The organism is Streptomyces sp. NPDC007162, assembly GCF_040634175.1.
Classification (GTDB): Bacteria; Actinomycetota; Actinomycetes; order Streptomycetales; family Streptomycetaceae; genus Streptomyces.
Map to the genome: position 1 here is coordinate 1 of NZ_JBEYFC010000105.1, position 22,548 is coordinate 22,548.

17 protein-coding genes are annotated in these 22,548 nt (G+C 71.7%); 13 read left to right on the top strand and 4 right to left on the bottom strand.

All coding sequences use genetic code 11. The features are described 5' to 3' along the window. The first annotated feature begins 292 nt into the window (after positions 1 to 292). Entirely contained in the window at positions 293 to 1,969 is a 1,677-nt protein-coding gene (locus tag ABZ646_RS15330; protein ID WP_360518193.1) for a DAK2 domain-containing protein, read from the top strand. Positions 1,970 to 1,990: 21 nt separating this feature from the next. Here the strand turns inward: ABZ646_RS15330 and ABZ646_RS15335 are convergent, their stop codons facing one another. Together ABZ646_RS15335 and ABZ646_RS15340 are read right to left on the bottom strand one after the other, a co-directional pair. Then, complete coding sequence (locus ABZ646_RS15335; protein ID WP_360518231.1) at positions 1,991 to 4,891, bottom strand: tetratricopeptide repeat protein; 2,901 nt, start codon at positions 4,889 to 4,891, stop codon at positions 1,991 to 1,993. A gap of 8 nt (positions 4,892 to 4,899) precedes the next feature. Then, the gene (locus ABZ646_RS15340) at positions 4,900 to 6,726 is read right to left on the bottom strand and encodes an HSP90 family protein (protein ID WP_360518196.1); all 1,827 of its coding nucleotides are present in this window, start codon (positions 6,724 to 6,726) and stop codon (positions 4,900 to 4,902) included. 169 nt (positions 6,727 to 6,895) lie between these two features. Between ABZ646_RS15340 and recG the strand changes: the two genes are divergently transcribed. From recG to mutM, 8 genes are all read left to right on the top strand, one after another. After that, a complete protein-coding gene (recG, locus tag ABZ646_RS15345; protein WP_360518199.1) occupies positions 6,896 to 9,118 on the top strand; it encodes an ATP-dependent DNA helicase RecG in 2,223 nt (740 codons plus the stop codon). A gap of 101 nt (positions 9,119 to 9,219) precedes the next feature. Continuing rightward, positions 9,220 to 9,807, top strand: a complete 588-nt coding sequence (gene rsmD, locus ABZ646_RS15350) for a 16S rRNA (guanine(966)-N(2))-methyltransferase RsmD (protein WP_360518202.1) — start codon at positions 9,220 to 9,222, stop codon at positions 9,805 to 9,807. Between the two features lie 26 nt (positions 9,808 to 9,833). Beyond that, positions 9,834 to 10,313, top strand: a complete 480-nt coding sequence (coaD, locus tag ABZ646_RS15355) for a pantetheine-phosphate adenylyltransferase (RefSeq protein WP_360518234.1) — start codon at positions 9,834 to 9,836, stop codon at positions 10,311 to 10,313. A gap of 57 nt (positions 10,314 to 10,370) precedes the next feature. Continuing rightward, entirely contained in the window at positions 10,371 to 11,462 is a 1,092-nt protein-coding gene (locus ABZ646_RS15360) for a cell division initiation protein (RefSeq protein ID WP_360518205.1), read from the top strand. 132 nt (positions 11,463 to 11,594) lie between these two features. Then, a complete protein-coding gene (locus ABZ646_RS15365) occupies positions 11,595 to 12,245 on the top strand; it encodes a DUF177 domain-containing protein (RefSeq protein ID WP_360518208.1) in 651 nt (216 codons plus the stop codon). A gap of 2 nt (positions 12,246 to 12,247) precedes the next feature. After that, positions 12,248 to 12,421: a 50S ribosomal protein L32 gene (gene rpmF, locus ABZ646_RS15370; protein ID WP_007493396.1), complete on the top strand. Its 174-nt coding sequence runs from the start codon at positions 12,248 to 12,250 to the stop codon at positions 12,419 to 12,421. Between the two features lie 8 nt (positions 12,422 to 12,429). Then, on the top strand, positions 12,430 to 13,281 hold the full coding sequence (gene rnc, locus ABZ646_RS15375) for a ribonuclease III (RefSeq protein ID WP_360518211.1): 852 nt from the start codon (positions 12,430 to 12,432) through the stop codon (positions 13,279 to 13,281). An 84-nt stretch (positions 13,282 to 13,365) separates the two neighbouring features. Next, positions 13,366 to 14,226 carry a bifunctional DNA-formamidopyrimidine glycosylase/DNA-(apurinic or apyrimidinic site) lyase gene (mutM, locus tag ABZ646_RS15380; RefSeq protein WP_360518214.1) on the top strand — a complete coding sequence of 287 codons (861 nt, stop codon included), beginning with the start codon at positions 13,366 to 13,368 and terminating at the stop codon, positions 14,224 to 14,226. Here mutM and ABZ646_RS15385 read toward each other — a convergent pair. Further along, the gene (locus ABZ646_RS15385; protein ID WP_360518217.1) at positions 14,199 to 14,600 is read right to left on the bottom strand and encodes a helix-turn-helix domain-containing protein; all 402 of its coding nucleotides are present in this window, start codon (positions 14,598 to 14,600) and stop codon (positions 14,199 to 14,201) included. The two genes, mutM and ABZ646_RS15385, sit on opposite strands and share 28 nt — an antisense overlap. Positions 14,601 to 14,670: 70 nt before the next feature. Next, positions 14,671 to 15,831 (bottom strand): CAP domain-containing protein, encoded by a 1,161-nt coding sequence (locus ABZ646_RS15390; RefSeq protein ID WP_360518220.1) that lies wholly within the window; start codon positions 15,829 to 15,831, stop codon positions 14,671 to 14,673. A 189-nt stretch (positions 15,832 to 16,020) separates the two neighbouring features. Here ABZ646_RS15390 and ABZ646_RS15395 point away from each other — a divergent pair, with 189 nt between their 5' ends. The 4 genes from ABZ646_RS15395 to ABZ646_RS15410 all read left to right on the top strand — a co-directional run bounded on the left by ABZ646_RS15395 (position 16,021) and on the right by ABZ646_RS15410 (position 22,380). Beyond that, positions 16,021 to 16,302 carry an acylphosphatase gene (locus ABZ646_RS15395; RefSeq protein ID WP_360518223.1) on the top strand — a complete coding sequence of 94 codons (282 nt, stop codon included), beginning with the start codon at positions 16,021 to 16,023 and terminating at the stop codon, positions 16,300 to 16,302. 382 nt (positions 16,303 to 16,684) lie between these two features. Beyond that, positions 16,685 to 16,888: a hypothetical protein gene (locus ABZ646_RS15400; protein WP_046733987.1), complete on the top strand. Its 204-nt coding sequence runs from the start codon at positions 16,685 to 16,687 to the stop codon at positions 16,886 to 16,888. Between the two features lie 241 nt (positions 16,889 to 17,129). Then, positions 17,130 to 20,729: a chromosome segregation protein SMC gene (smc, locus tag ABZ646_RS15405; RefSeq protein WP_360518226.1), complete on the top strand. Its 3,600-nt coding sequence runs from the start codon at positions 17,130 to 17,132 to the stop codon at positions 20,727 to 20,729. A 232-nt stretch (positions 20,730 to 20,961) separates the two neighbouring features. After that, positions 20,962 to 22,380, top strand: coding sequence for a sugar porter family MFS transporter (locus ABZ646_RS15410; protein WP_360518228.1), 1,419 nt, complete (start codon positions 20,962 to 20,964; stop codon positions 22,378 to 22,380). Positions 22,381 to 22,548: the final 168 nt, after the last annotated feature.

The following is a 22,548-nucleotide window of genomic DNA, read 5'->3' on the forward strand; positions in this document are numbered from 1 at the left end:
GCCCCTTGCCACAGACGTCGCAGTTGGCAGCCACGGGTCACTCCAAAGACTTCAGATGCACTTACGGTTGAATCCCGGCGTGCCGGGATCGAGATCGATGGATCTGAGATCTTGATTGGCGTTGCCAGGGGAATGGCCCGATCGGATCGGGCAACCGAAGCAGCATACAACGGCTGCGACGGTTAGACGAAACTAGCATGGCAGCTCAGGGGCCCGCTCCCGGCCCTCTTCCGGTGGCCGGCCCCGCGGGGTCTACGCTGCGTCCACGTCCGGCCAGCTCAAGGAGGCGCAGGTGGCGCAGGTGCCGCAGACATTCTTCGATGCTCTCGCGGTACGCGCCTGGTGCGGTCTCGCACTCGGGGCGCTCGGCAGGGCGCGCGAGGAGATCGACGCCATCAACGTCTACCCGGTGGCCGACGGCGACACCGGCACCAACCTGTACCTGACGGTCGAGTCCGCCACCGGCGCGGTGGAGGCCGTCTTCGCGGGCTACGAGCTGGGCGAGGAGGTCCCGACCCTCGCCGACGCCGCCCACGCGATGGCGCACGGGGCCCTCATAGGCGCCCGCGGCAACTCCGGCACGATCCTGGCGCAGCTGCTGCGCGGCATGGCCCAGGTCCTCACCGAGGGTGAGGCGACTCACATCGACGGCGAGGGGCTGCGGCTCGCCCTGCGGCACGCCGCCGACTCCGCCCGGCAGGCCGTCGCCCACCCCGTGGAGGGCACGGTGCTGTCGGTCGCCGCCGCTGCCGCCGCGGCCGCCGACGGGACCGGGGGCGACTGCGGGACGGTCGCGCGGGCCGCCTACAAGGGCGCGTGCGAGGCGCTCGCGGCGACCCCGGGACAGCTGGCCGTCCTGGAGCGGGCCGGGGTGGTGGACGCCGGCGGGCGGGGCCTGGTCGCGGTCCTGGGGGCGCTGGTGGAGGCGTTCACGGGGGAGACCCCGGCGGCTTTCGGCGGACGGGCGCACGAGGCGGGTCGGGTCGTCCACGCGCGCGTGGACCCCGTCTCCGACGCCAGGGCCGACGCCTGCGCCGAGGCCGCCGCCGGGCCCGCCTTCGAGGTCGTCTACCTCCTGGAGGCGGAGGAGGCCGCCGTGGACCGGCTGCGGACCCGGCTCGACGCCCTCGGCGACTCCCTGGTGGTGGTCGGCGGCGACGGCCTGTGGAACGTCCACGTGCACGTCGACGACGCCGGTGCCGCCGTGGAGGCGGGGGTCGAGGCGGGACGGCCGCACCGGATCAGGATCACCCACTTCGCCGCCGGGGACGCGCACGCCGGCGGGGAGCGGGCGCCGCGCGAACGGGTGCAGCGGGCCGTGGTCGCCGTCGTACCGGGGGAGGGGCTGGCCGCGCTGTACGGCGAGGCCGGTGCCACCGTCGTCCTCGCGCGCCCCGGGGAGCCGCCCGCCAGCGGGGAGCTGGTGGACGCCGTGCGGCGTGCCCACGCGCGCGAGGTGGTGCTGCTGCCCAACGACGCCGACCTGCGGCACACCGCCGCCGCGGCGGCCGAGCAGGCCCGTGCGGAGGGCATCCGGACCGCCCTCATCCCGACCCGTTCCGCGGTCCAGGGCATCGCCGCGCTCGCGGTGCACCAGCCGGACCGCCGCTTCGACGAGGACGTGGTCCAGATGACCTCGGCCGCGGGCGCCACCAGGTACGCCGAGGTCGTGGTCGCGGAGCGCCAGTCCTGGACGATGGCCGGCATCTGCCAGGCCGGGGACGTGCTGGGGCTCGTCGACGGCGACGTGGCGGTGATCGGTTCGGACGTCACGGCCACCGCCGAGACCGTCCTGGACCGCATGCTCCAGGCCGGCGGCGAACTGGTCACCCTCGTCCTCGGCGACCAGGCGCCCGAGGACGTCGCCGACCGCCTGCGGGCACGCGTACGCGAGGCCTACCTTGCGGTCGACACGGTGGTCTACGACGGCGGCCGGCAGGGGGCCCCGCTCCTCATCGGCGTCGAGTGAGCCCCTGACCGCGCGCTCTTCTCACCCCGCCGTGGGCTCCAGCAGCTGCCGGGCCTCCGCCTGCCGGGCCCGGACCGTCTCGTCGGCCGGGTCGGCGCCCTCGTAGGCGGCCAGCACCGCACGCGCGCGTGCCGCCGCGTCCGCCGGACGGCTCAGGTCCGCCTCCAGCCAGCCCGCGGCGAGTTCTGCACCGGTACGGCTGTGCAGCGCGTCCGCGCCGAGCCCGGCGAACACCGATATCGCCGCCGCCATCTGCGCGAGCGCCGCCTCGAACGCCTCCTGGATCGCCGCGTCCTCGGCGTCCTCGGGCACGGAACGGGCCAGCAGGTCACCGAACTGCCGGTGCGTGTGGCCGAGTTCATCGGCGAGCCGCTCCGCCGCGGCCGGGTCGCCGGCGGTTTCCAGCGCCGTCTCGCACTCCCGGACCGCGTCCGCCATCAGCCGCCGCGCACCCGCCGGGCCCGCCTCCGTCCGCAACGCCAGCCACGCGCGGGCGCGCAGTGAGCGGACCAGGAAGTGCACGTTGCCCATCGCCCGCCACAGCTCGCCCGCACGCCGGTAGGCCTGGTCGGCCTCGGCCGGCAGGCCCGCGTTGCCGAGCGACTCGGCGGCCAGGTGGGCCAGCGTGGCGTGGTCGTGCTGCTCGGGCCAGTGCCGGGCGATCTCGGCCGCCCGGAGCCGCCGTTCGGCGGCCGCGCGGTGCTCGCCGAGCTCGCTCAGGCAGTCCCCGAGCCACCACTGCGTCTGGACCACCACGCCGTCCCCGTGCGTCTCGGCCCGCAGGTCCGCCAGCGCCGACTCCAGCACCTCGGCGGCCTCCGCGAACCGCCCCTGCCGCAGCAGGAAGCCGCCCAGCTGGTGCCGGGCCCAGGCACCCAGCGTGCCGCCCTCCCCGGCCTCGTCGGCCCAGTGCGCGGCCTGCAACGCGTGGTCGGCGGCCTCCTCCGCCGCACCCCGGCCGCCGACCACCTCGGCGAGCTGGAGGTGCAGCTGCGCCCGCCCGACCGGCTCCACGTACGGCCCGCCGTGCTCCAGGGCCGAGCGCAGCGCCCGCTCCGCCTCGGCCAGGTCGCCCTGCTCATGGGCGAGCGCGGCCACCCGCACCTCGTACTCGACCGCGAACCACGGCAGCTCGGCGCCCACGAACTGCGCCGACGCCTGCCGGAACAGCTCGCCCGCCCGCTCCCCGTCCCCGGCGTGCTCGGCCAGCTCGGCGAGCATCGCCCGTCCCTCGGCCGCCCGGGACACCAGCCGTACGTCCGCGCCGCCGCGCCCGCCGACCAGCGCCAGCAGCTCCCGTACGGCCCGCTCGGCCGCCGCGGCACCCGTCGACCGCTCGTGCACCCGCCGCATCAGGATCCGCGCCCGGCTCATCAGCACCGACGCCGTCTGCCGCACCCCGGTCGCGTCCTCCGCGTACAGCGCGAGGATCCGGTCGTACGGCTCGTCGATCCCGGCCAGCGCCTCGTCCAGCTCCCCGGACAGGGCCCGTACGTACGCCGCACGCGCGCGTGCCGCGATCGCCTCGCCCTCGTCGCCCGCCTCCGCGTACAGCTCGGCCGCCCGCTCGAACAGGGCGACGCCCTCCGGGCCGCGCCCCATCGCCGTGTGGTCGGTGATCTCCGCGCGGACGTACGTGTCCACCTCGGTCTCCTCGGCGGCCCGCGCGACCGCCGCCCACGCCTCCAGGGCGTGCGGCTGGAGCGTGTCCGAGAGCCGGCGGGCCTCGGCGAGCAGCGCGGGCAGCTCAGGCCGCTCCGCGGGGGGTACGGCGACGACCGGTGCGACCGGCCCGGCGGGCGCCGTGCGCACCGCCCGCACACCCAGCGGCAGCCGGTCCGCCAACGGCCGCTGCGCCATCCGCTCACGCAACCGGTCGCCCACGTAGGAGGTGCCGTTGCGGGCGTCGAACCGCGCGGCCAGCTCCAGCGCCTCCCCGCGCGCGTGCGCGGCGAGTTCCCCGGCGGTCCAGGCGCGCCCGGCGGGCCCCGGCACCCGCTGCTCCCCGAGACCCAGCTCGCTCAGCCGGTCCATCAGCAGCGCCACCACCGCCAGGAAGTCCATCCGGCTGCGCGGCTGACCGGTGTCCGTGAAGTAGGCGGGACGTTCCGCCAGCAGCTCGAGACCGCGCGCCTCGTTGCCGGTCAGCGCGCAGAACTCCACGTGGTCGGCGTAGGCGGCCCGCATGCTCTCCATGGGGCGCACCAGCCGGAAACCGCGCAGGTGGTGGGCGCGGGCCTCGTCGAACCTGCCCAGCCGCAGCAGCGGGAGCAGCGAGGAGGCGAGCACGGTGTGCGGCTCGTGGGCGCAGCTGTACTCGCCCTCCAGGACCGGCCGCCACAGCTCCAGGGCCTCCTCGTCCCGGTCGTTGCGCAGCTGCCAGCCGCCCTGCCCGTGCAGCTCGCACGCGTGGCAGTCGGCCATCCGGTCCCGGTCCGCCGCCAGCCAGGCCGCGTACGCCCGCTCCGCGCGCGGAAGGTCGCCGATGTGCCCGGCGACACTGAACTCGGCGCTGCGCACCGCCCGTTCCGAGTGCCCGGCGAGCCGGTAGCGGTGCTCCATCTCGCCCAGCCACTTCTCGATCGAGGCGAGCGGGACGTGCGGCTGGTCGAGCATCCCGGCCGACATCCACTTGAAGACCCAGTGCAGCGAATGCGTCTCGTACTCGTCGAAGTCCCCGGGCCGCTCGTCCCACATCCGCAGCAGCCGCGCGAACGGGACGAACATCTTGTCCTTCTCGGAGCTGTAGTTGTAGACCTTCAGCTGGTGTCCGAGCGCCTCGATCACGGCGAGCGGGATGTTCAGCTTCTCCGCCTCCGCCAGCAGCTGCTCCGCGCGCGCGTTGCGGGCGGGCCCCTCCGGCTCCTCGGAGTTCTCCGCCATCGCCCGGCGCAGCGAGTCGAAGTCGGTGATCCCGGCGATGTCGCCCATCAGCGGTCGCCCTCCCCGTGAGTGGCCCATTCCAGGAGGCCGATGAACGAGCGGTTGATCAACGCCGAGTCGGCCGGCCGCAGCGGACGCTGGGCCATCAGCAGCGCCTGGCCGTAGAGCGACTCGGTCGCGGTGCCGATCAGCTCCGGGTCCTTCAGCGAACTGATCCGCCTGATCAGCGGGTTGAGGTGGTTCAGCACCAGCCGGGCGCGGGGCGCGCTGCCGCGCAGCGAGCCCAGGATGCCCGCCCACAGGTCGTCGGCCTGCTCCGCGGCCTCGGCGCGGGCCTGCTCATGGCGGGCGGCCCGGTCGTCGAGGTGCAGGGCGGGCACCGAGAGCGGGTGGAAGGCGCGCAGCACGATGTCGCACCGCAGCGGGTCGAGCTTGGCCCGCGCCACCGCGAGGAACCCCGCAAGCGCCAGTTCCTCCGTCGGCTCCACCGCGTCCAGGTGCGCCGTCACGGTGTCCGCGTCCAGCTCCGCGACCACGGTCCCGGGACGCACCGAGGGCAGCGCCTCCACCAGCTCGCTGTCGTACGTGTAACCGCCGTTGACCACTCCGACGCCCTGCGCGGAGGCGATCGGTGCGACCTGCCGGTACTCCTCGACCGTCCGCGTGAAGTGCACCACCGGGTGCCGCTGCGCGAACTCCTCCAGGGACAGCTGCCCGTCGGTGGTCTCGAAGGGGAGCCACGGCAGCATCGTGCGCAGCATCTCCGCGTCGTGCCGGGCGAGCGACTTCACACCCAGGTGGTGCACGGAAAGGAAGGCGGACAGCCGTTCCGGATCCCCGGCCGCGAGACCGGTCAGCCAGGACCGGATCCGCTCGCCGAGCGCCTCCCGAACGGCGGCCAGCGTCTCGTCCTCGTACAGCGACTCGCGCGAGGCGGTGGGCCGCAGACTGTCCGTGTCCAGGACGCAGCGCACGAAGAACGCCCAGTCGGGCAGCAGCTGTTCGGCCCGCTCGGTGAGCAGCATCCCCTTCAGGTGCACCCGGTGGGTCGCCCGCTGGGCCGGACTCACCGCCGACGGCAGCACGTAGGCCACGCCCCGGATCCCGGCCAGCGGCACGTCCAGGGCGATCGAGTCCAGCGGAGTGAACCCGAACAGCTCGTGACAGTGCCGGGCCAGCGCCACCCGGCGGGTCGCGGGGGACGGGTACGGCCGGTCCCAGGGCGCGGGCAGGTCGGTGACCGCCTCCTCGCCCACCCGGACGTCGTAGGGCAGCAGCGAACCGAAGTCCCGCGCCAGCTGGAGCACGCGCCGCTCGTCCAGCCACTCCGCCGCGCCCGCCCGCGCCACCAGGTGCACGGTGGTGCCGGGCTCCGGCCGCGCCTCGGGCGGCAGCGTCCGCACGGTGTACGACCCGTCCTCGCGCGCCGTCCACTCCACGGGCGGCGCGCCCGGTGTACGGGCACTGCGGCTGACCACCCGGATCCGCTCGGCGACCACGAAACAGGCCAGCAGGCCGATGCCGAACTGGCCAAGGAAGTCGGAGCGGGCCTCCTGCAGCCCGTCGCTCCGCTTGGAGCTGCGTCCGATGGTCGCCAGCAGCGTGTGCACGTCCGACTCGGTGAGCCCGACGCCGCTGTCCTCCACCCGAAGGGCGCTGCCGTCGGCGTACAGCCGCACCCGCGCCGGGGCGTCGGGCTGTTCGGCCCGTCTCGCGGTGATCGCGTCCACGGCGTTCTGCAGCAGCTCGCGCAGGTAGACCTTGGGGCTGGAGTACAGGTGATGGGAGAGCAGGTCCACCAAACCACGCAGGTCGACCTGGAACGTATGAGGTGACTGTGATGCCTGGGATGACTGTGAGGTCTGGGAATCCATCGTCGCTGCGCCGGAGGGGGGAAGACGTGGTCGGCGCGGGGTCGGGCGGTCCCTGATGGGGCGGTGACCGCGGAAGGATGGCCGGAGCGCGTCATCCTATGACTCGAAACGACCGTCTGACCAGGAGTTTCCCGAACCGTATCCGGCGTTGTCAGTGCCGTGGTGTGCAATGGATCTCGTGCCCGCACTGGAAGAACCACTGAAACAACCGCTGAAGTCAGTGCTCGGCCCCGCCACCGCGAAGGTGATGGCCGAGCACCTCGGCCTGCACACCGTCGGCGATCTCCTGCACCACTACCCCCGCAGATACGAGGAGCGCGGCCAGCTCACCCATCTCGCCGACCTGCCCATGGACGAGCACGTGACGGTGGTCGCCATGGTCGCCGACGCCCGGCTGCACTCGTTCGCCTCCACCAGGGCGCCCCGCGGCAAGGGCCAGCGCCTGGAGGTCACGATCACCGACGGCAGCGGCCGGCTCCAACTGGTCTTCTTCGGCAACGGCGTGCACAAACCCCACAAGGAACTCCTGCCGGGCACCCGCGCGATGTTCGCCGGCAAGGTCTCGGTCTTCAACCGCCGGCTCCAACTGGCCCACCCAGCCTACGAGTTGCTGCGCGGCGACGACCCGGACGAATCCGTGGAGAGCTGGGCGGGCGCCCTGATCCCGCTCTACCCCGCCACCGCCAAACTGGAGTCCTGGAAGATCGGCAAGGCGGTCCAGACGGTCCTGCCCAGCGCTCAGGAGGCCCTGGACCCGCTGCCGCCGTCCCTGCGCGAGGGCCGCGGCCTGGTCCCCCTTCCCGAGGCCCTCCTCAAGATCCACCGCCCGGGCACCAAGGCGGACATCGCCCAGGCCCGCGACCGCCTCAAATGGGACGAGGCCTTCGTCCTCCAGGTGGCCCTGGCCCGCCGCCGCCACACCGACGCCCAACTCCCGGCGGTGCCCCGCCGGCCGGCCGCCGACGGCCTCCTCACGGCCTTCGACGACCGCCTGCCCTTCACCCTCACGGACGGCCAGCAGAAGGTCTCGAAGGAGATCTTCGACGACCTGGCGACGGAACACCCGATGCACCGGCTGCTACAGGGCGAGGTGGGTTCGGGCAAGACGCTGGTGGCGCTCCGCGCGATGCTCGCGGTCGTCGACGCGGGCGGTCAGGCCGCCATGCTGGCGCCCACCGAGGTCCTGGCCCAGCAGCACCACCGCTCGGTCACCGAGATGATGGGCGAGCTGGCCGAGGGCGGCATGCTGGGCGGCGCGGACCACGCCACCAAGGTCGTCCTCCTCACCGGCTCCATGGGCACGGCGGCCCGCCGGCAGGCGATGCTGGACCTCGTCACGGGCGAGGCGGGCATCGTGATCGGCACGCACGCGCTCATCGAGGACAAGGTCCAGTTCCACGACCTCGGCCTGGTCGTGGTCGACGAACAGCACCGCTTCGGCGTGGAGCAGCGCGACGCCCTGCGCGGCAAGGGCAAGCAGCCGCCCCACCTGCTCGTCATGACCGCGACCCCGATCCCGCGCACGGTCGCGATGACGGTCTTCGGCGACCTGGAGACCTCGGTCCTGGACCAGCTCCCGGCCGGCCGCTCCCCGATCGCCACCCACGTCGTCCCCGCCGCCGACAAGCCCCACTTCCTGGCCCGCGCCTGGGAACGGGTCCGCGAGGAGGTGGCGAACGGCCACCAGGCGTACGTGGTCTGCCCCCGCATCGGCGACGACATCGATGAGGCCGCCCCCGAGAAGGCGAAGAAGTCCGCCGAGGACGAGGCGGAGAAGCGCCCGCCGCTGGCGGTCCTGGAGGTGGCCGACCACCTGGCCAAGGGCCCGCTGAACGGCCTGAAGGTCGAGGTCCTGCACGGCCGGATGCACCCCGACGACAAGGACGCGGTGATGCGCCGCTTCGCGGCCGGCGAGACCGACGTCCTGGTCGCCACCACGGTCATCGAGGTCGGCGTGAACGTCCCCAACGCCACCGCCATGGTGATCATGGACGCCGACCGCTTCGGCGTCTCCCAGCTCCACCAGCTGCGCGGCCGCGTCGGCCGCGGCTCCGCACCCGGCCTCTGCCTCCTGGTCACGGAGATGCCCGAGGCGAGCGCGGCCCGCCAGCGCCTGACGGCGGTCGCCGCCACCCTGGACGGCTTCGAGCTCTCCCGCATCGACCTGGAACAGCGCAGAGAGGGCGACGTCCTGGGCCAGGCCCAGTCGGGCGCCCGCTCCAGCCTCCGCGTCCTGGCGGTCATCGAGGACGAGGAGATCATCGCGGAGGCGAGGGAGGAGGCGACGGCTCTGGTGGCGAGGGACCCGGAACTGACCGACCTGCCCGGTCTGCGGACGGCCCTGGACGCCCTCCTGGACGAGGAGAGGGAGCAGTACCTGGAAAAGGGCTGAAGGTGACCGACTCAGGGGCGCCGGGGGAGGAACTGTGCGAGCAACCCCCACTCACCTGCTGCCAGACTGAATCCGCAACCACCCCGGACCAAGGATTCGACATGACCCGCGTGATCGCAGGCGCAGCCGGCGGACGTCGGCTGACGGTGCCGCCAGGCACCGGCACCCGCCCCACCTCCGACCGCGCACGCGAGGGCCTCTTCTCCACCTGGCAGTCCCTCCTGGGCGGCCCCCTGGACGGCGAACGCGTCCTCGACCTCTACGCAGGCTCCGGCGCCGTGGGCCTGGAGGCCCTCTCCAGGGGCGCCGCCCACACCCTCCTCGTCGAGGCCGACGCGAGAGCCGCCCGCGTCGTACGTGAAAACGTGAAGAATCTGGGCCTGCCCGGCGCCGAGGTGAGGGCGGGCAAAGCGGAACAGATCATCCAGGCACCGGCTCCGGCGGAGCCGTACGACATCGTCTTCCTCGACCCCCCGTACGCCGTCACCGACGACGATCTTCGGGAGATTCTCCTCACACTCCACTCGGAGGGCTGGCTCGCGCCCGACGCCCTCGTCACCGTGGAGCGCAGCACCAGAGGCGGCACCTTCGACTGGCCGGACGGCTTCGAGGCCCTCCGGTCCCGTCGCTACGGCGAGGGAACGTTTTGGTACGGTCGCGCCGCCTCTACGTGCGAAGACGCACGATGACCGGACCGGAGAGCGAGGGATCACTAGTGCGCCGCGCCGTCTGTCCCGGGTCGTTCGACCCGATCACCAACGGACACCTCGACATCATTGCCCGTGCGTCCCGTCTCTACGACGAGGTCTACGTCGCCGTGATGATCAACAAGTCCAAGAAGAGCCTGTTCGGGGTCGACGAGCGGATCGACCTGATCCGCACGGTCACCGCCGACTACGGAAACGTCCGGGTCGAGGCCTTCCACGGCCTCCTCGTCGACTTCTGCAAGCAGCGCGAGATCCCCGCCATCGTCAAGGGCCTGCGCGCCGTCAGCGACTTCGACTACGAACTCCAGATGGCCCAGATGAACAACGGCCTGTCGGGCGTCGAGACCCTGTTCGTGCCCACCAACCCCACGTACAGCTTCCTCTCCTCCTCGCTGGTCAAGGAGGTCGCCCAGTGGGGCGGCGACGTCTCGCACCTGGTCCCGCCGGCCGTTCTCGAAGCCCTCAACAAGCGTCTCGACAGGGACTGATGGGGCTACAGTCGTCCCGTCCGTCTCCAACCCAGCTGTAGAGAGTGGCGAGCACAGGTGGACGTGCAGAAGAAGCTCGACGAGATCGTGGCCTCGGTCTCGGGTGCCCGGTCCATGCCCATGTCGGCGTCGTGCGTGGTCAACCGCGCCGAACTGCTCGCGAAGCTGGAAGAGCTGCGGCAGGCGCTGCCCGGCTCCCTCGCGCAGGCCCAGGAGCTGATCGGCGACCGTGACCAGATGGTCGAGCAGGCCAGGATCGAGGCCGAGCGGATCATCGAGACCGCGCACGCCGAGCGCGGTTCCCTGATCTCCGACACCGAGGTGGCCCGCCGCTCCCAGGCCGAGGCCGACCGGATCCTCGCCGAGGCCCGCCAGGAGGCCGAGGAGGTCCGCGCCGACGCCGACGACTACGTCGACTCCAAGCTCGCCAACTTCGAGGTCGTCCTCACCAAGACCCTCGGCTCGGTCGGCCGCGGCCGGGAGAAGCTGCTCGGTACCGGACCGGGCCTCGACGAGCAGGGGTACGAGGACGAGGACGCCCCCGAGCGCAGCCACGACCCCGAGACCCTGCGCCGGGACGCCGACGCCTACGTCGACACCAAGCTGGGCGCCTTCGAGGCGGTCCTCGCCAAGACCCTGGAGGCGGTCGGCAAGGGCCGCGCCAAGCTGCACGGCCGGATCGCCACGGACGCCCTGGGCGCCCTGGCCGACGACAACACGACCTTCCAGCACTCCAGCGACGCGGACTACCTCGCCGACCTCGCGGCCCTCGCCGACCAGGACGCGCAGGCGGCCAAGGCGGCCCAGGCCGAGCAGTCCGGCGCCGCCCAGCAGCAGCCGTCGTACGACCAGCGGCCGGTGGCACAGGACCCGTACGGCTACCCGCAGCAGCAGCAGCAGCCCGCCTACGCCCAGCAGGACGCGTACGGCTACCAGCAGGACCCCTACGGCTACCAGCAGGCCGACCCGTACGCCGCCGCCTACCAGGGCTACGACACCGGCCAGCAGCCCGTCTACGACCCCCAGCAGCAGCCGGCCGACCAGCACCAGGCGCACCAGTCGTACGCCCTCGACGAGACCAGCCTCTTCGACACCGGCATGATCACGCCGGAGCAGCTGCGGGCCTACGAGCAGGGCCGGGGCCTGTAGGAGAAGGCCGGATTGGGCCGACAGCGAAAGGTCCAGTATCCTGGCTCTTCGGTCGCGTCTAGGTCCGCGATCAACGCTGCCCGGAGACTTCTCCGGACGGCCTCCCTCTGAACTCGAAGATCGAAAGCAGGAATGGCTCCTCACGCGCGCCTCGACCACCGCAACCCGTTCGTGTTCGACACACACGAGCTGGGACGGCGTCCCGGTGCGCAGCAGCGCCTGACCCGCATGGTCGACGCTCCCGAGGACTTCGGGATCAAGGGAGTCATCGGAGTGCCGCAGGGTGCCCCGGTGGAGCTCGAACTCCGGCTCGAGTCGGTCATGGAAGGTGTGCTCGTCACAGGCACCGCCCGTGCACAGGCCGAGGGGGAGTGCGTAAGGTGTCTGGAGCCGGTCGGGCAGGAGCTCGAAGCGGACTTCCAGGAACTGTTCTCGTACCCTGACGCCGACGACCGGGGCCGCGTGATCGCGGAACCGGGCGACGACGCCGAGGACGACGAGGACAGGTACTTCATCGAGGACGGCCTGTTCGACCTCGAACCCGTGCTGCGTGATGCGGTGGTGCTCGCACTGCCGATGCAGCCGGTGTGCCAGGACGACTGTCCAGGGCTGTGCTCCGAGTGCGGAGCCCGCCTTGCGGACGACCCGGACCACCACCATGACGCCGTCGACATCCGTTGGGCGGCTTTGCAGGGACTCGCCGGTTCCACGAAGGACGGCGAGAAGGACGAGATCAGCGGCGCTGACGCGGAAGCGGGCGTCGACGAGAAGCAGGAGAAGTAGCCGTGGCTGTTCCGAAGCGGAAGATGTCGCGCAGCAACACGCGCCACCGCCGGTCGCAGTGGAAGGCTGCGGTCCCCACCCTGGTTGCGTGCGAGCGCTGCCACGAGCCCAAGCTGCAGCACATCGCGTGCCCGTCTTGCGGCACCTACAACAAGCGCCAGGTCCTCGAAGTCTGAGCGGCCAGGTGAGAGGCACTGTGTCCAGTCCCAAGAAGGGCGAAGAGCCCAAGACGGATCCGTCCGTCAAGAAGAAAGCGGACAGCACGGCCTCGTCCCACACGCTTCTGGAAGGGCGGCTCGGCTACAAGCTCGAGTCCGCCCTTCTGGTGCGTGCACTGACCCACCGTTCCTACGCGTACGAGAACGGCGGCCTGCCGACGAACGAGCGGCTGGAGTTCCTCGGTGACTCCGTCCTCGGCCTCGTCGTCACGGACACGCTGTACAACACCCACCCCGACCTGCCCGAGGGCCAGCTGGCCAAGCTCCGGGCCGCGGTGGTGAACTCGCGTGCGCTCGCGGAGGTGGGCCGCGGTCTCGACCTGGGTTCCTTCATCCGGCTCGGCCGCGGTGAAGAGGGCACGGGCGGCCGGGACAAGGCATCCATCCTCGCCGACACCCTGGAAGCGGTGATCGGCGCGGTCTATCTCGACCAGGGCCTCGAATCGGCGTCCGAGCTGGTGCACCGGCTCTTCGACCCGCTGATCGAGAAGTCCTCGAACCTCGGAGCCGGCCTGGACTGGAAGACCAGTCTCCAGGAGCTCACCGCGACGGAGGGGCTCGGCGTGCCCGAGTACCTGGTCACGGAGACCGGCCCCGACCACGAGAAGACCTTCACTGCTGCCGCCCGCGTCGGAGGCGTCTCGTACGGCACCGGCACCGGCCGCAGCAAGAAGGAGGCGGAGCAGCAGGCCGCCGAGTCCGCCTGGCGCGCGATTCGCGCCGCGGCGGACGAACGTGCCAAGGCCGCGGCGGCCGAGCAGGCCGCCAGGGCCGAGGCCGAGGAGGACGACGGTCCGTCGTCCGCCGCCTCCGTCTGACGAACAGCGCAAGACCGAGCGCCCGCCCCGGCACCAGAGGGGCGGGCGCTCGGAGTCTTCCACGGTCCTGCAACGGGAGCCCCGATGCCTGAATTGCCCGAGGTGGAGGTCGTACGGCGCGGCCTGGAGCGGTGGGTCGCCCATCGCGTGGTGGCCGAGGCCGAGGTCCTGCACCCGCGTGCCGTACGACGGCACCTGGCCGGCGCCGACGACTTCACGCACCGGCTCAAGGGACACCGCGTCGGCACGCCGAGCCGGCGTGGCAAGTACCTGTGGCTGCCGCTGGAGGACACGAACCAGTCGGTCCTCGCCCACCTCGGCATGAGCGGGCAGCTGCTGGTGCAGCAGCACGAGGCACCCGACGAGAAACACCTCAGGATCCGCGTCAGGTTCGCCGACGGCCTGGGCACCGAACTCCGCTTCGTCGACCAACGCACCTTCGGTGGCCTGTCGTTGCACGACAACACCCTCGACGGACTGCCCGACGTCATCGCGCACATCGCCCGCGACCCCCTCGACCCGCTGTTCGACGACGAGGCCTTCCACCAGGCGCTGCGCCGCAAGCGGTCCACCATCAAGAGGGCCCTGCTGGACCAGTCGCTGATCAGCGGAGTCGGCAACATCTACGCGGACGAGGCCCTTTGGCGCGCCCGTCTGCACTACGAACGCCCGACCGCCGGCTTCACCCGCCCGCGCACCGCCGAACTCCTCGGCCATGTGCGGGACGTGATGAACGCGGCCCTGGCGGTCGGCGGCACCAGCTTCGACAGTCTCTACGTCAACGTGAACGGTGAGTCGGGGTACTTCGACCGCTCGCTGGACGCCTACGGCAGGGAGGGGCTGCCCTGCCGGCGGTGCGGCACGCCGATGCGCAGGCGGCCCTGGATGAACCGGTCCAGCTACTTCTGCCCGAAGTGTCAGCGGGCGCCGCGCGTCTCGTCGTAACGCTCGCGGGCGGTCAGTACCTCGTCCATCCGGCTCTCCACGAAGTGCACGACGGAGAGCAGGCGTTCGGCGACCTCGCGGCCGAGCGGGGTGAGTTCGTAGTCGACGCGCGGCGGGTTGGTCGGCTGGGCCTCGCGGTGCACCAGGCCGTCGCGCTCCAGTGCCTGGAGCGTCTGGGAGAGCATCTTCTCGCTGACGCCGTCGACCCTGCGGCGCAGTTCGTTGAACCGGAACGACCCCTCGTGCAGGGCGCTGAGCGTGAGTGCACCCCAGCGGCCCATGGCGTGTTCGAGGGTGGTGCGCGAGGGACAGGCCCTGGCGAAGACGTCGTACGGAGGGGGCGTCTCCTCGGCGCGGTCCTGGGTGATGGTCATGGACCAAGCGTACGGGAGCACAGCGCTAACCGACAGGGTGCGCTAACCGTTGGTTAGCGCACCCTGTCGGTCAGTACCCGAAGTCCTGCGTCCACCACGGGCCGCCCGCACCGAAGTGCACACCGACGCCGAGGGTCTTGAAGTCGCAGTTCAGGATGTTGGCGCGGTGGCCCTCACTGTTCATCCAGGCGTCCATGACGTCCTGGGCGGTGGCCTGGCCGCGGGCTATGTTCTCGCCGCCGAGGTTGGATATGCCGGCCGCCGCAGCCCGGTCCCACGGCGTCTTGCCGTCCGGGTCGGTGTGGTCGAAGAAGTTCCGGGCCGCCATGTCCGCGCTGAAGGACTCGGCCAGGCCGGTCAGCGACGAGTTCGCGGACAGCGGGCTGCAGCCGACCTTGGTCCGTTCCTGGTTCACCAGCTTCAGGACCTCGGCCTCGGCGGCGGCCGCCTCGGAGACGGTGATCGGCGCGGCGGTCTTCGCCGGCGCCCTGGTCGCCGTCCTGGACGGGGTGGCCGCCGGCTTCTTCGTGGCCGGCGCGGCGCTGGGCGTCGGCTTCCCGGTCGCCGTCTTCGTCGGCGTGGGCGACGCGGAGGCGGACTTCGAGGGGGACGGCGACGCAGACGCGGACGCCGACGCCGGCGCCGGCGAGGACGCGGTCGGTGAGGCGGAGCGCTGGGCGTCCCGGCTGGTCGAGGAGCCGCTGCCGCGGCTCTCCGCGCTGCCGGAGGTGCCGCCCTGCTCGGCAGCCGTGTTGCTGGGCGCGCCGTCCGCCTGCACCCGGTCGCCGCCGGTGGTGCTGCTGGTGCCGCCGAGCCTGTAGTTCTCCAGGCCGGGCACCACGCCGGTGGCCACCGCGACGGTGCCGATGGCGACGGCGGCCGAGACCCCGAGCAGACCGGTGGCCACCGGTCGCCCACCCCTCTTCCTGCGCCGGTGCCCGTTGCCCGAGGGGGAGCCCCCGGCCGGTGCGAACTCCTCGACGGAGAAGGCGGAGGTGTCCGTGGCGCGGGCGTAGTCGTCGTCCGTCGCGTACAGGTAGGTCGAGCTGCGCTGGTTCGCCTGGGCGTAGCCACCCTGGTGCAGGTAGGCCGCGGTGCCCGTGCCGAAGCGCAGCCCCGCGTACGAATCCTGCGGGTCGTGGCCGCCCGGGTACGGGCTGTCGTTCTCCGTGATCCCCGTGGCGCGGCCCGTGGCGGCGCGGCCGGCGGCGGAGCGTCGGTGGCGTCCCATGTCCTTGCCTTCTTCCCTCGTCCTCGCGGTCGGGGTCGACCAGGGGCCGATGTGGCCAATGACTCCTTCTGGTCAACCAGACTCACTCGATCGAGTGAGTTTCATATGAGATTCATTGGAGGGGGACGGTACCCCATGGCGCTGAGGGAGGAAGTGTCCCGAATGACATTGGCCCGTTAGGTTGCACCCATGAGCGAGGATGTACGACTGGTCGCCTGGGTCCGTGGACGCGTGCAGGGCGTGGGATTCCGCTGGTTCACGCGGGCCAAGGCACTGGAGATCGGCGGGCTGAGTGGTTTTGCTCTCAATTTGGGCGACGGCCGGGTGCAGGTGGTCGCGGAGGGCCCCCGGACGGGGTGCGAAGGCCTGCTCGGCTGGCTCCGGGGCGATGACACGCCCGGGCGGGTCGACGGTGTCACCGAGATCTGGGACACACCCCGGGGCGGCTACGACGGCTTCGCCATCCGCTGACCGATCGCGCCGGAGCGCCGCGGGCGGAAGCGGAGCGAACCGCCACCGGCATGTGCCCCGAGCAGGAATGGCCTGGTGGTTGCCAAGAACCGCGCGCCGTGGCAGGCTCCGCTGATACAGCTGATCGCCACGCCCTGAGAGCCCCGCAGGAGTCGCAGCGCCGCCCGTCAGGGCCGCGTGCCCCCGGGTTCGCCCGCCAATACAGGGCGTGATCGTGTTGACCGTCAAACTTTTTGGTGAGACGCTGAAAGCCCCGCGCACCTTAGCTGTTTGGCATGGCGCAACAGTCGAGCAACACTCGAATGTGTCAAGCACCGCGGGTGCGAATCCCTCACGACCCACACCGCTTCGGTCGGTCACTCAGTGTGGAGGACCATCCATCATGGCAAAGGCGCTTCTCGGTTACGTCGGCGGCTCCGACCCGCGACTCCTCGCCGAGATGCGACGGCTCCAGCAGCGTGTCCAGGACCTCGAATCCGAACTCGGACGGATCCAGGCCGAGAACGACGCGCTGACGGCTGCCGCTTCTCACGACAGGATCATGGAGAGCATCGACGCAAACCAGGCGGAGCCTGCGCTCACCTGATCACTGCATCGCTCCACAACAGCACATGCGGCGATCGGGCAGCCCTTTCAACCGCTCTCATTGTCAAGATTTGCAAGGGACGCCCCCGGCGTCCCTTCTTTCTTGCCGCCCCCCGCCTTCCAGCCCCGCGCATCCTTTCACCGTCTTTAACGTCTGGTGTGCCCTGCATGTTCATACGTGAAACCGCGGGGTTGCGAGGCTTCGTGGAGTGGGGTAGCGGCGGCGGGTAGAGTCCAGCGGCGTGCACCTCAAGGCCCTGACCCTCCGCGGGTTCAAGTCGTTCGCCTCGGCGACCACGCTCCGGTTCGAGCCGGGGATCACGTGCGTCGTCGGTCCGAACGGCTCGGGCAAGTCCAACGTCGTCGACGCGCTCACCTGGGTGATGGGCGAGCACAGCGCCAAGTCGCTGCGCGGCGGCAAGATGGAGGACGTCATCTTCGCCGGCACCACCGGGCGCCCGCCGCTGGGCCGCGCCGAGGTGTCCTTGACCATCGACAACTCCGACGGCGCCCTGCCCATCGAGTACGCCGAGGTCACCATCACGCGGATCATGTTCCGCAACGGCGGCAGCGAGTACCAGATCAACGGCGACACCTGCCGTCTCCTCGACATCCAGGAACTCCTCTCCGACTCCGGCATCGGCCGCGAGATGCACGTCATCGTCGGCCAGGGCCAGCTCGACTCCGTCCTGCACGCCGACCCGATGGGCCGCCGGGCCTTCATCGAGGAGGCGGCCGGCGTCCTCAAGCACCGCAAGCGCAAGGAGAAGGCGCTGCGGAAACTGGACGCGATGCAGGCCAACCTCGCCCGCGTCCAGGACCTGACCGACGAGCTCCGCCGCCAGCTCAAACCGCTGGGCCGCCAGGCCGCCGTCGCCCGCCGGGCCGCCGTCATCCAGGCGGATCTGCGGGACGCCCGCCTGCGCCTGCTCGCCGACGACCTCGTACGACTCCGCACCGCACTCCAGACCGAGATCGCCGACGAGGCCGCCCTCAAGGAACGCAAGGAAGCGGCCGAGCAGGAGCTGAGGAAGGCCCTGCAGCGCGAGGCACTCCTGGAGGACGAGGTACGCCGGCTCAGCCCGCGCCTGCAGCAGGCCCAGCAGACCTGGTACGAGCTTTCCCAGCTCGCGGAACGCGTCCGCGGCACGATCTCGCTGGCCGACGCGCGGGTGAAGAGCGCCACCTCCGCGCCCCCCGAGGAACGGCGCGGCCGTGACCCCGAGGACCTGGAGCGCGAGGCGCACCGCGTGCGGGAGCAGGAGGCCGAACTGGAGGCCGCCCTGGAAGCGGCCCAGCACGCCCTCGACGACACGGTCGCGCACCGGGCCGAGCTGGAGCGCGAGCTGGCCGTCGAGGAACGGCGGCTCAAGGACGTCGCCCGCGCCATCGCCGACCGCCGTGAGAACCTGGCCCGGCTGAACGGCCAGGCAGGCGCGGCCCGTTCCCGTGCCGCGTCGGCCCAGGCCGAGATCGACCGCCTGGCCGCCGCCCGCGACGAGGCCCAGGAGCGAGCGGTCACGGCACAGGAGGAGTACGAGGCACTCAAGGCGGAGGTCGACGGCCTCGACGCCGGCGACCACGAACTGGCCGAGCGGCACGAGACGGCGAAACACCGGCTCGCCGAGGCCGAGACGGCCCTGACGGCGGCCCGCGAGGCGACCACCGCGGCGGAACGACGGCGCGCCGCGACCCAGGCCCGCCACGAGGCACTGGCACTGGGCCTGCGGCGCAAGGACGGCACGGGCATACTGCTGGGCGCCAAGGACCGCCTCGCCGGTGTCCTGGGCCCCGCGGCGGAACTCCTCACGGTCACCCCCGGCCACGAAATCGCCCTGGCGGCGGCCTTCGGCGCGGCGGCGGACGCGATCGCGGTGACCACGCCGGCTTCGGCAGCCGACGCGATCCGGTTGTTGCGCAAGCAGGACGGGGGGCGGGCGGCCCTGCTGCTGGCGGGAGCCCCCGAGACGCCCTTGCCGCAGGCGCCCCAGGGGGGCGCGGGGAACGGCGTGCCCAGCCACGACGCACCCGCACCCGACGGACCCCGCTTCGCCGCCGAGCTCGTCCGCGGTCCCGCCGATCTCATGCCCGCCGTCCGCCGCCTCCTGCACGGCATCGTCGTCGTCGACACCCTCGAAGACGCCGAGGACCTCGTCTACCGCCGCCCCGGTCTCACCGCCGTCACCGCCGAAGGCGACCTCCTCGGCGCCCACTTCGCGCACGGCGGCTCCGCGGGCGCCCCCAGCCTCCTCGAAGTACAGGCCTCCGTCGACGAGGCCGCGGCCGAACTGGAGGAGCTCGCCGTCCGCTGCGCCGAACTGTCCGAGGCGCAGCAGGCGGCGCACGACCGCCGCACGGAGTGCGCCGCGCTGGTCGAGGAGCTGGGCGAGCGGCGCCGCGCCGCCGACCGGGAGAAGTCGGCCGTGGCCCAGCAGCTCGGACGGCTCGCCGGACAGGCGCGCGGCGCGGCCGGCGAGGCCGAGCGGTCCACGGCCGCCGCCGCCCGCGCCCAGGAGTCCCTCGACAAGGCCCTGGAAGAGGCCGAGGTACTGGCCGAGCGGCTGGCCGTCGCCGAGGAGATGCCGGTGGCCGAGGAACCGGACACCTCCGCACGGGACCGGCTCGCCGCCGACGGCGCCAACGCCCGGCAGACCGAGATGGAGGCCCGCCTCCAGGTCCGTACCCACGAGGAACGGGTCAAGGGCCTGGCAGGGCGCGCCGACTCCCTGGACCGGGCGGCCCGCGCGGAACGCGAGGCACGTGCGCGTGCCGAACAGCGCCGGGCCCGGCTGCGCCACGAAGCCGCGGTCGCGGCGGCCGTCGCGACCGGCGCCCGCCGGCTGCTCGCGCACGTCGAGGTCTCGGTCGCCCGCGCGGAGCGGGAGCGGACCGCCGCCGAGGCCGCGAAGACGCAGCGGGAGCAGGAACTGGCCGCCGCCCGCGGCACCGGCCGCGACCTGAAGGCAGAACTCGACAAACTCACGGATTCAGTTCACCGGGGCGAGGTACTAGGAGCAGAGAAGCGGCTGCGCATCGAGCAGCTGGAGACCAGGGCGCTGGAGGAACTCGGTGTGGAACCGGCGGGGCTTGTGGCGGAGTACGGGCCGCACCAGCTCGTGCCGCCCTCGCCCCCCGCCGAGGGCGAGGTGCTGCCGGAGGATCCCGAGCACCCGCGCAACCAGCCGAAGCCCTTCCACCGGGCCGAGCAGGAGCGCCGGCTCAAGGCGGCCGAACGCGCCTACCAGCAGCTCGGCAAGGTGAACCCGCTCGCCCTGGAGGAGTTCGCCGCCCTTGAGGAACGGCACCAGTTCCTCAGCGAGCAGCTGGAGGACCTGAAGAAGACCCGCGCCGACCTGCTCCAGGTCGTGAAGGAGGTCGACGAGCGAGTCGAGCAGGTCTTCACGGAGGCGTTCCGGGACACGGCCAGGGAGTTCGAGGGCGTCTTCAGCCGTCTCTTCCCGGGCGGCGAGGGACGGCTCGTGCTGACCGACCCCGACCACATGCTCACCACGGGCGTGGACGTCGAGGCCCGCCCGCCGGGCAAGAAGGTCAAGCGGCTGTCCCTGCTGTCGGGCGGTGAGCGCTCACTGACCGCCGTGGCGATGCTGGTGTCGATCTTCAAGGCGCGCCCCAGCCCGTTCTACGTCATGGACGAGGTCGAGGCGGCCCTGGACGACACCAACCTCCAGCGGCTGATCCGCATCATGCAGGAGCTCCAGGAGTCCTCCCAGCTGATCGTGATCACGCACCAGAAGCGCACGATGGAGGTGGCCGACGCGCTGTACGGCGTCTCCATGCAGGGCGACGGTGTGTCGAAGGTCATCAGCCAGCGGCTGCGCTGACCTGCGTCGGTCGCAGCCCCTTCACGTTCCCTTCAAGAACTGAAGGTATTCCCCGGTTCTGCCTTCGAAAACGTCACACCGGCCGACCCTATTGACTTCGGAACTTGAAGGCATAGTCTCTGCAGCGTTGCTTTTAACCTTCAGGTGTGAGCGGCGTGGGCTTGTGCGCCACTCGACCTGAGAGGGCTCGCCCCCACCCCGGCAGCGTTGCCGGTGGCCCGAGGAGTTTCTTGTGACCAGCACAGCGCAGGCACCCCAGTCAGGAGCCGGTACGGCTCACCCCGATCATCTCGGGCATGTCATCTTCATCGCGGCGGCAGCCGCGATGGGCGGGTTCCTCTTCGGCTACGACAGTTCCGTCATCAACGGCGCCGTCGAGGCGATCCGGAGCCGTTACGACATCGGGTCCGCGGCCCTCGCCCAGGTCATCGCCATCGCCCTGATCGGCTGTGCCATCGGCGCCGCGACCGCCGGCCGGATAGCCGACCGCATCGGCCGCATCCGGTGCATGCAGATCTCCGCCGTGCTGTTCACCGTCAGCGCCGTCGGTTCGGCCCTGCCCTTCGCCCTGTGGGACCTCGCCCTCTGGCGGATCGTCGGCGGCTTCGCCATCGGCATGGCCTCCGTCATCGGCCCCGCCTACATCGCCGAGGTCGCCCCGCCCGCCTACCGCGGCCGCCTCGGCTCCTTCCAGCAGGCCGCGATCGTCATCGGCATCGCCATCTCCCAGCTGGTCAACTGGGGTCTGCTCAACGCGGCCGGCGGCGACCAGCGCGGCAAGCTGATGGGCCTGGAGGCCTGGCAGGTCATGCTCGGCGTCATGGTGATCCCGGCCGTCCTGTACGGCCTGCTCTCCTTCGCGATCCCCGAGTCCCCGCGCTTCCTGCTCTCCGTCGGCAAGCGGGACCGCGCCCGCGCGATCCTCGAAGAGGTCGAGGGCAAGAACGCGGACCTGGACGCCCGCGTCGCCGAGATCGAGCACGCGATGAAGAGCGAGCACAGGTCCACCTTCAAGGACCTGCTCGGCGGCTCCTTCTTCTTCAAGCCGATCGTCTGGGTCGGCATCGGCCTCTCGGTCTTCCAGCAGTTCGTCGGCATCAACGTCGCGTTCTACTACTCCTCCACCCTGTGGCAGTCGGTGGGCGTCGACCCGACGGACTCGTTCTTCTACTCGTTCACGACGTCGATCATCAACATCATCGGCACCGTGATCGCGATGATCTTCGTGGACCGCATCGGCCGCAAGCCGCTGGCGCTCATCGGCTCCGTCGGCATGGTGATCGGCCTCGGTCTCGAGGCCTGGGCCTTCTCCTACCACCTGGTCGACGGCAAGCTGCCGGCCACGCAGGGCTGGATCGCCCTGATCGCCGCGCACGTCTTCGTCCTCTTCTTCGCCCTGTCCTGGGGTGTGGTCGTCTGGGTCTTCCTCGGCGAGATGTTCCCGAACCGGATCCGCGCCGCTGCGCTGGGCGTGGCCGCGTCCGCACAGTGGATCGCCAACTGGGCCATCACCGCGAGCTTCCCGTCGCTGGCCGACTGGAACCTCTCCGCGACCTACGTGATCTACACGGTCTTCGCGGCCCTCTCCATCCCGTTCGTCCTCAAGTTCGTCAAGGAGACGAAGGGCAAGTCCCTGGAGGAGATGGGCTGACCCCTGCCCCCCGAACTCGAGGAGAAGGGCCAAGTCCCCGCTGCCCCTCTCCTCGTATCCCCCCGTCGCCCCCCCCCCCGCGGAAGCCCCGGGGGGGGGGCCGGGCCGAAAAGCCCCCCCCGCAATTATTTGACCCCGCCCCCCAAAAACACCCCCCCACCAGCCACG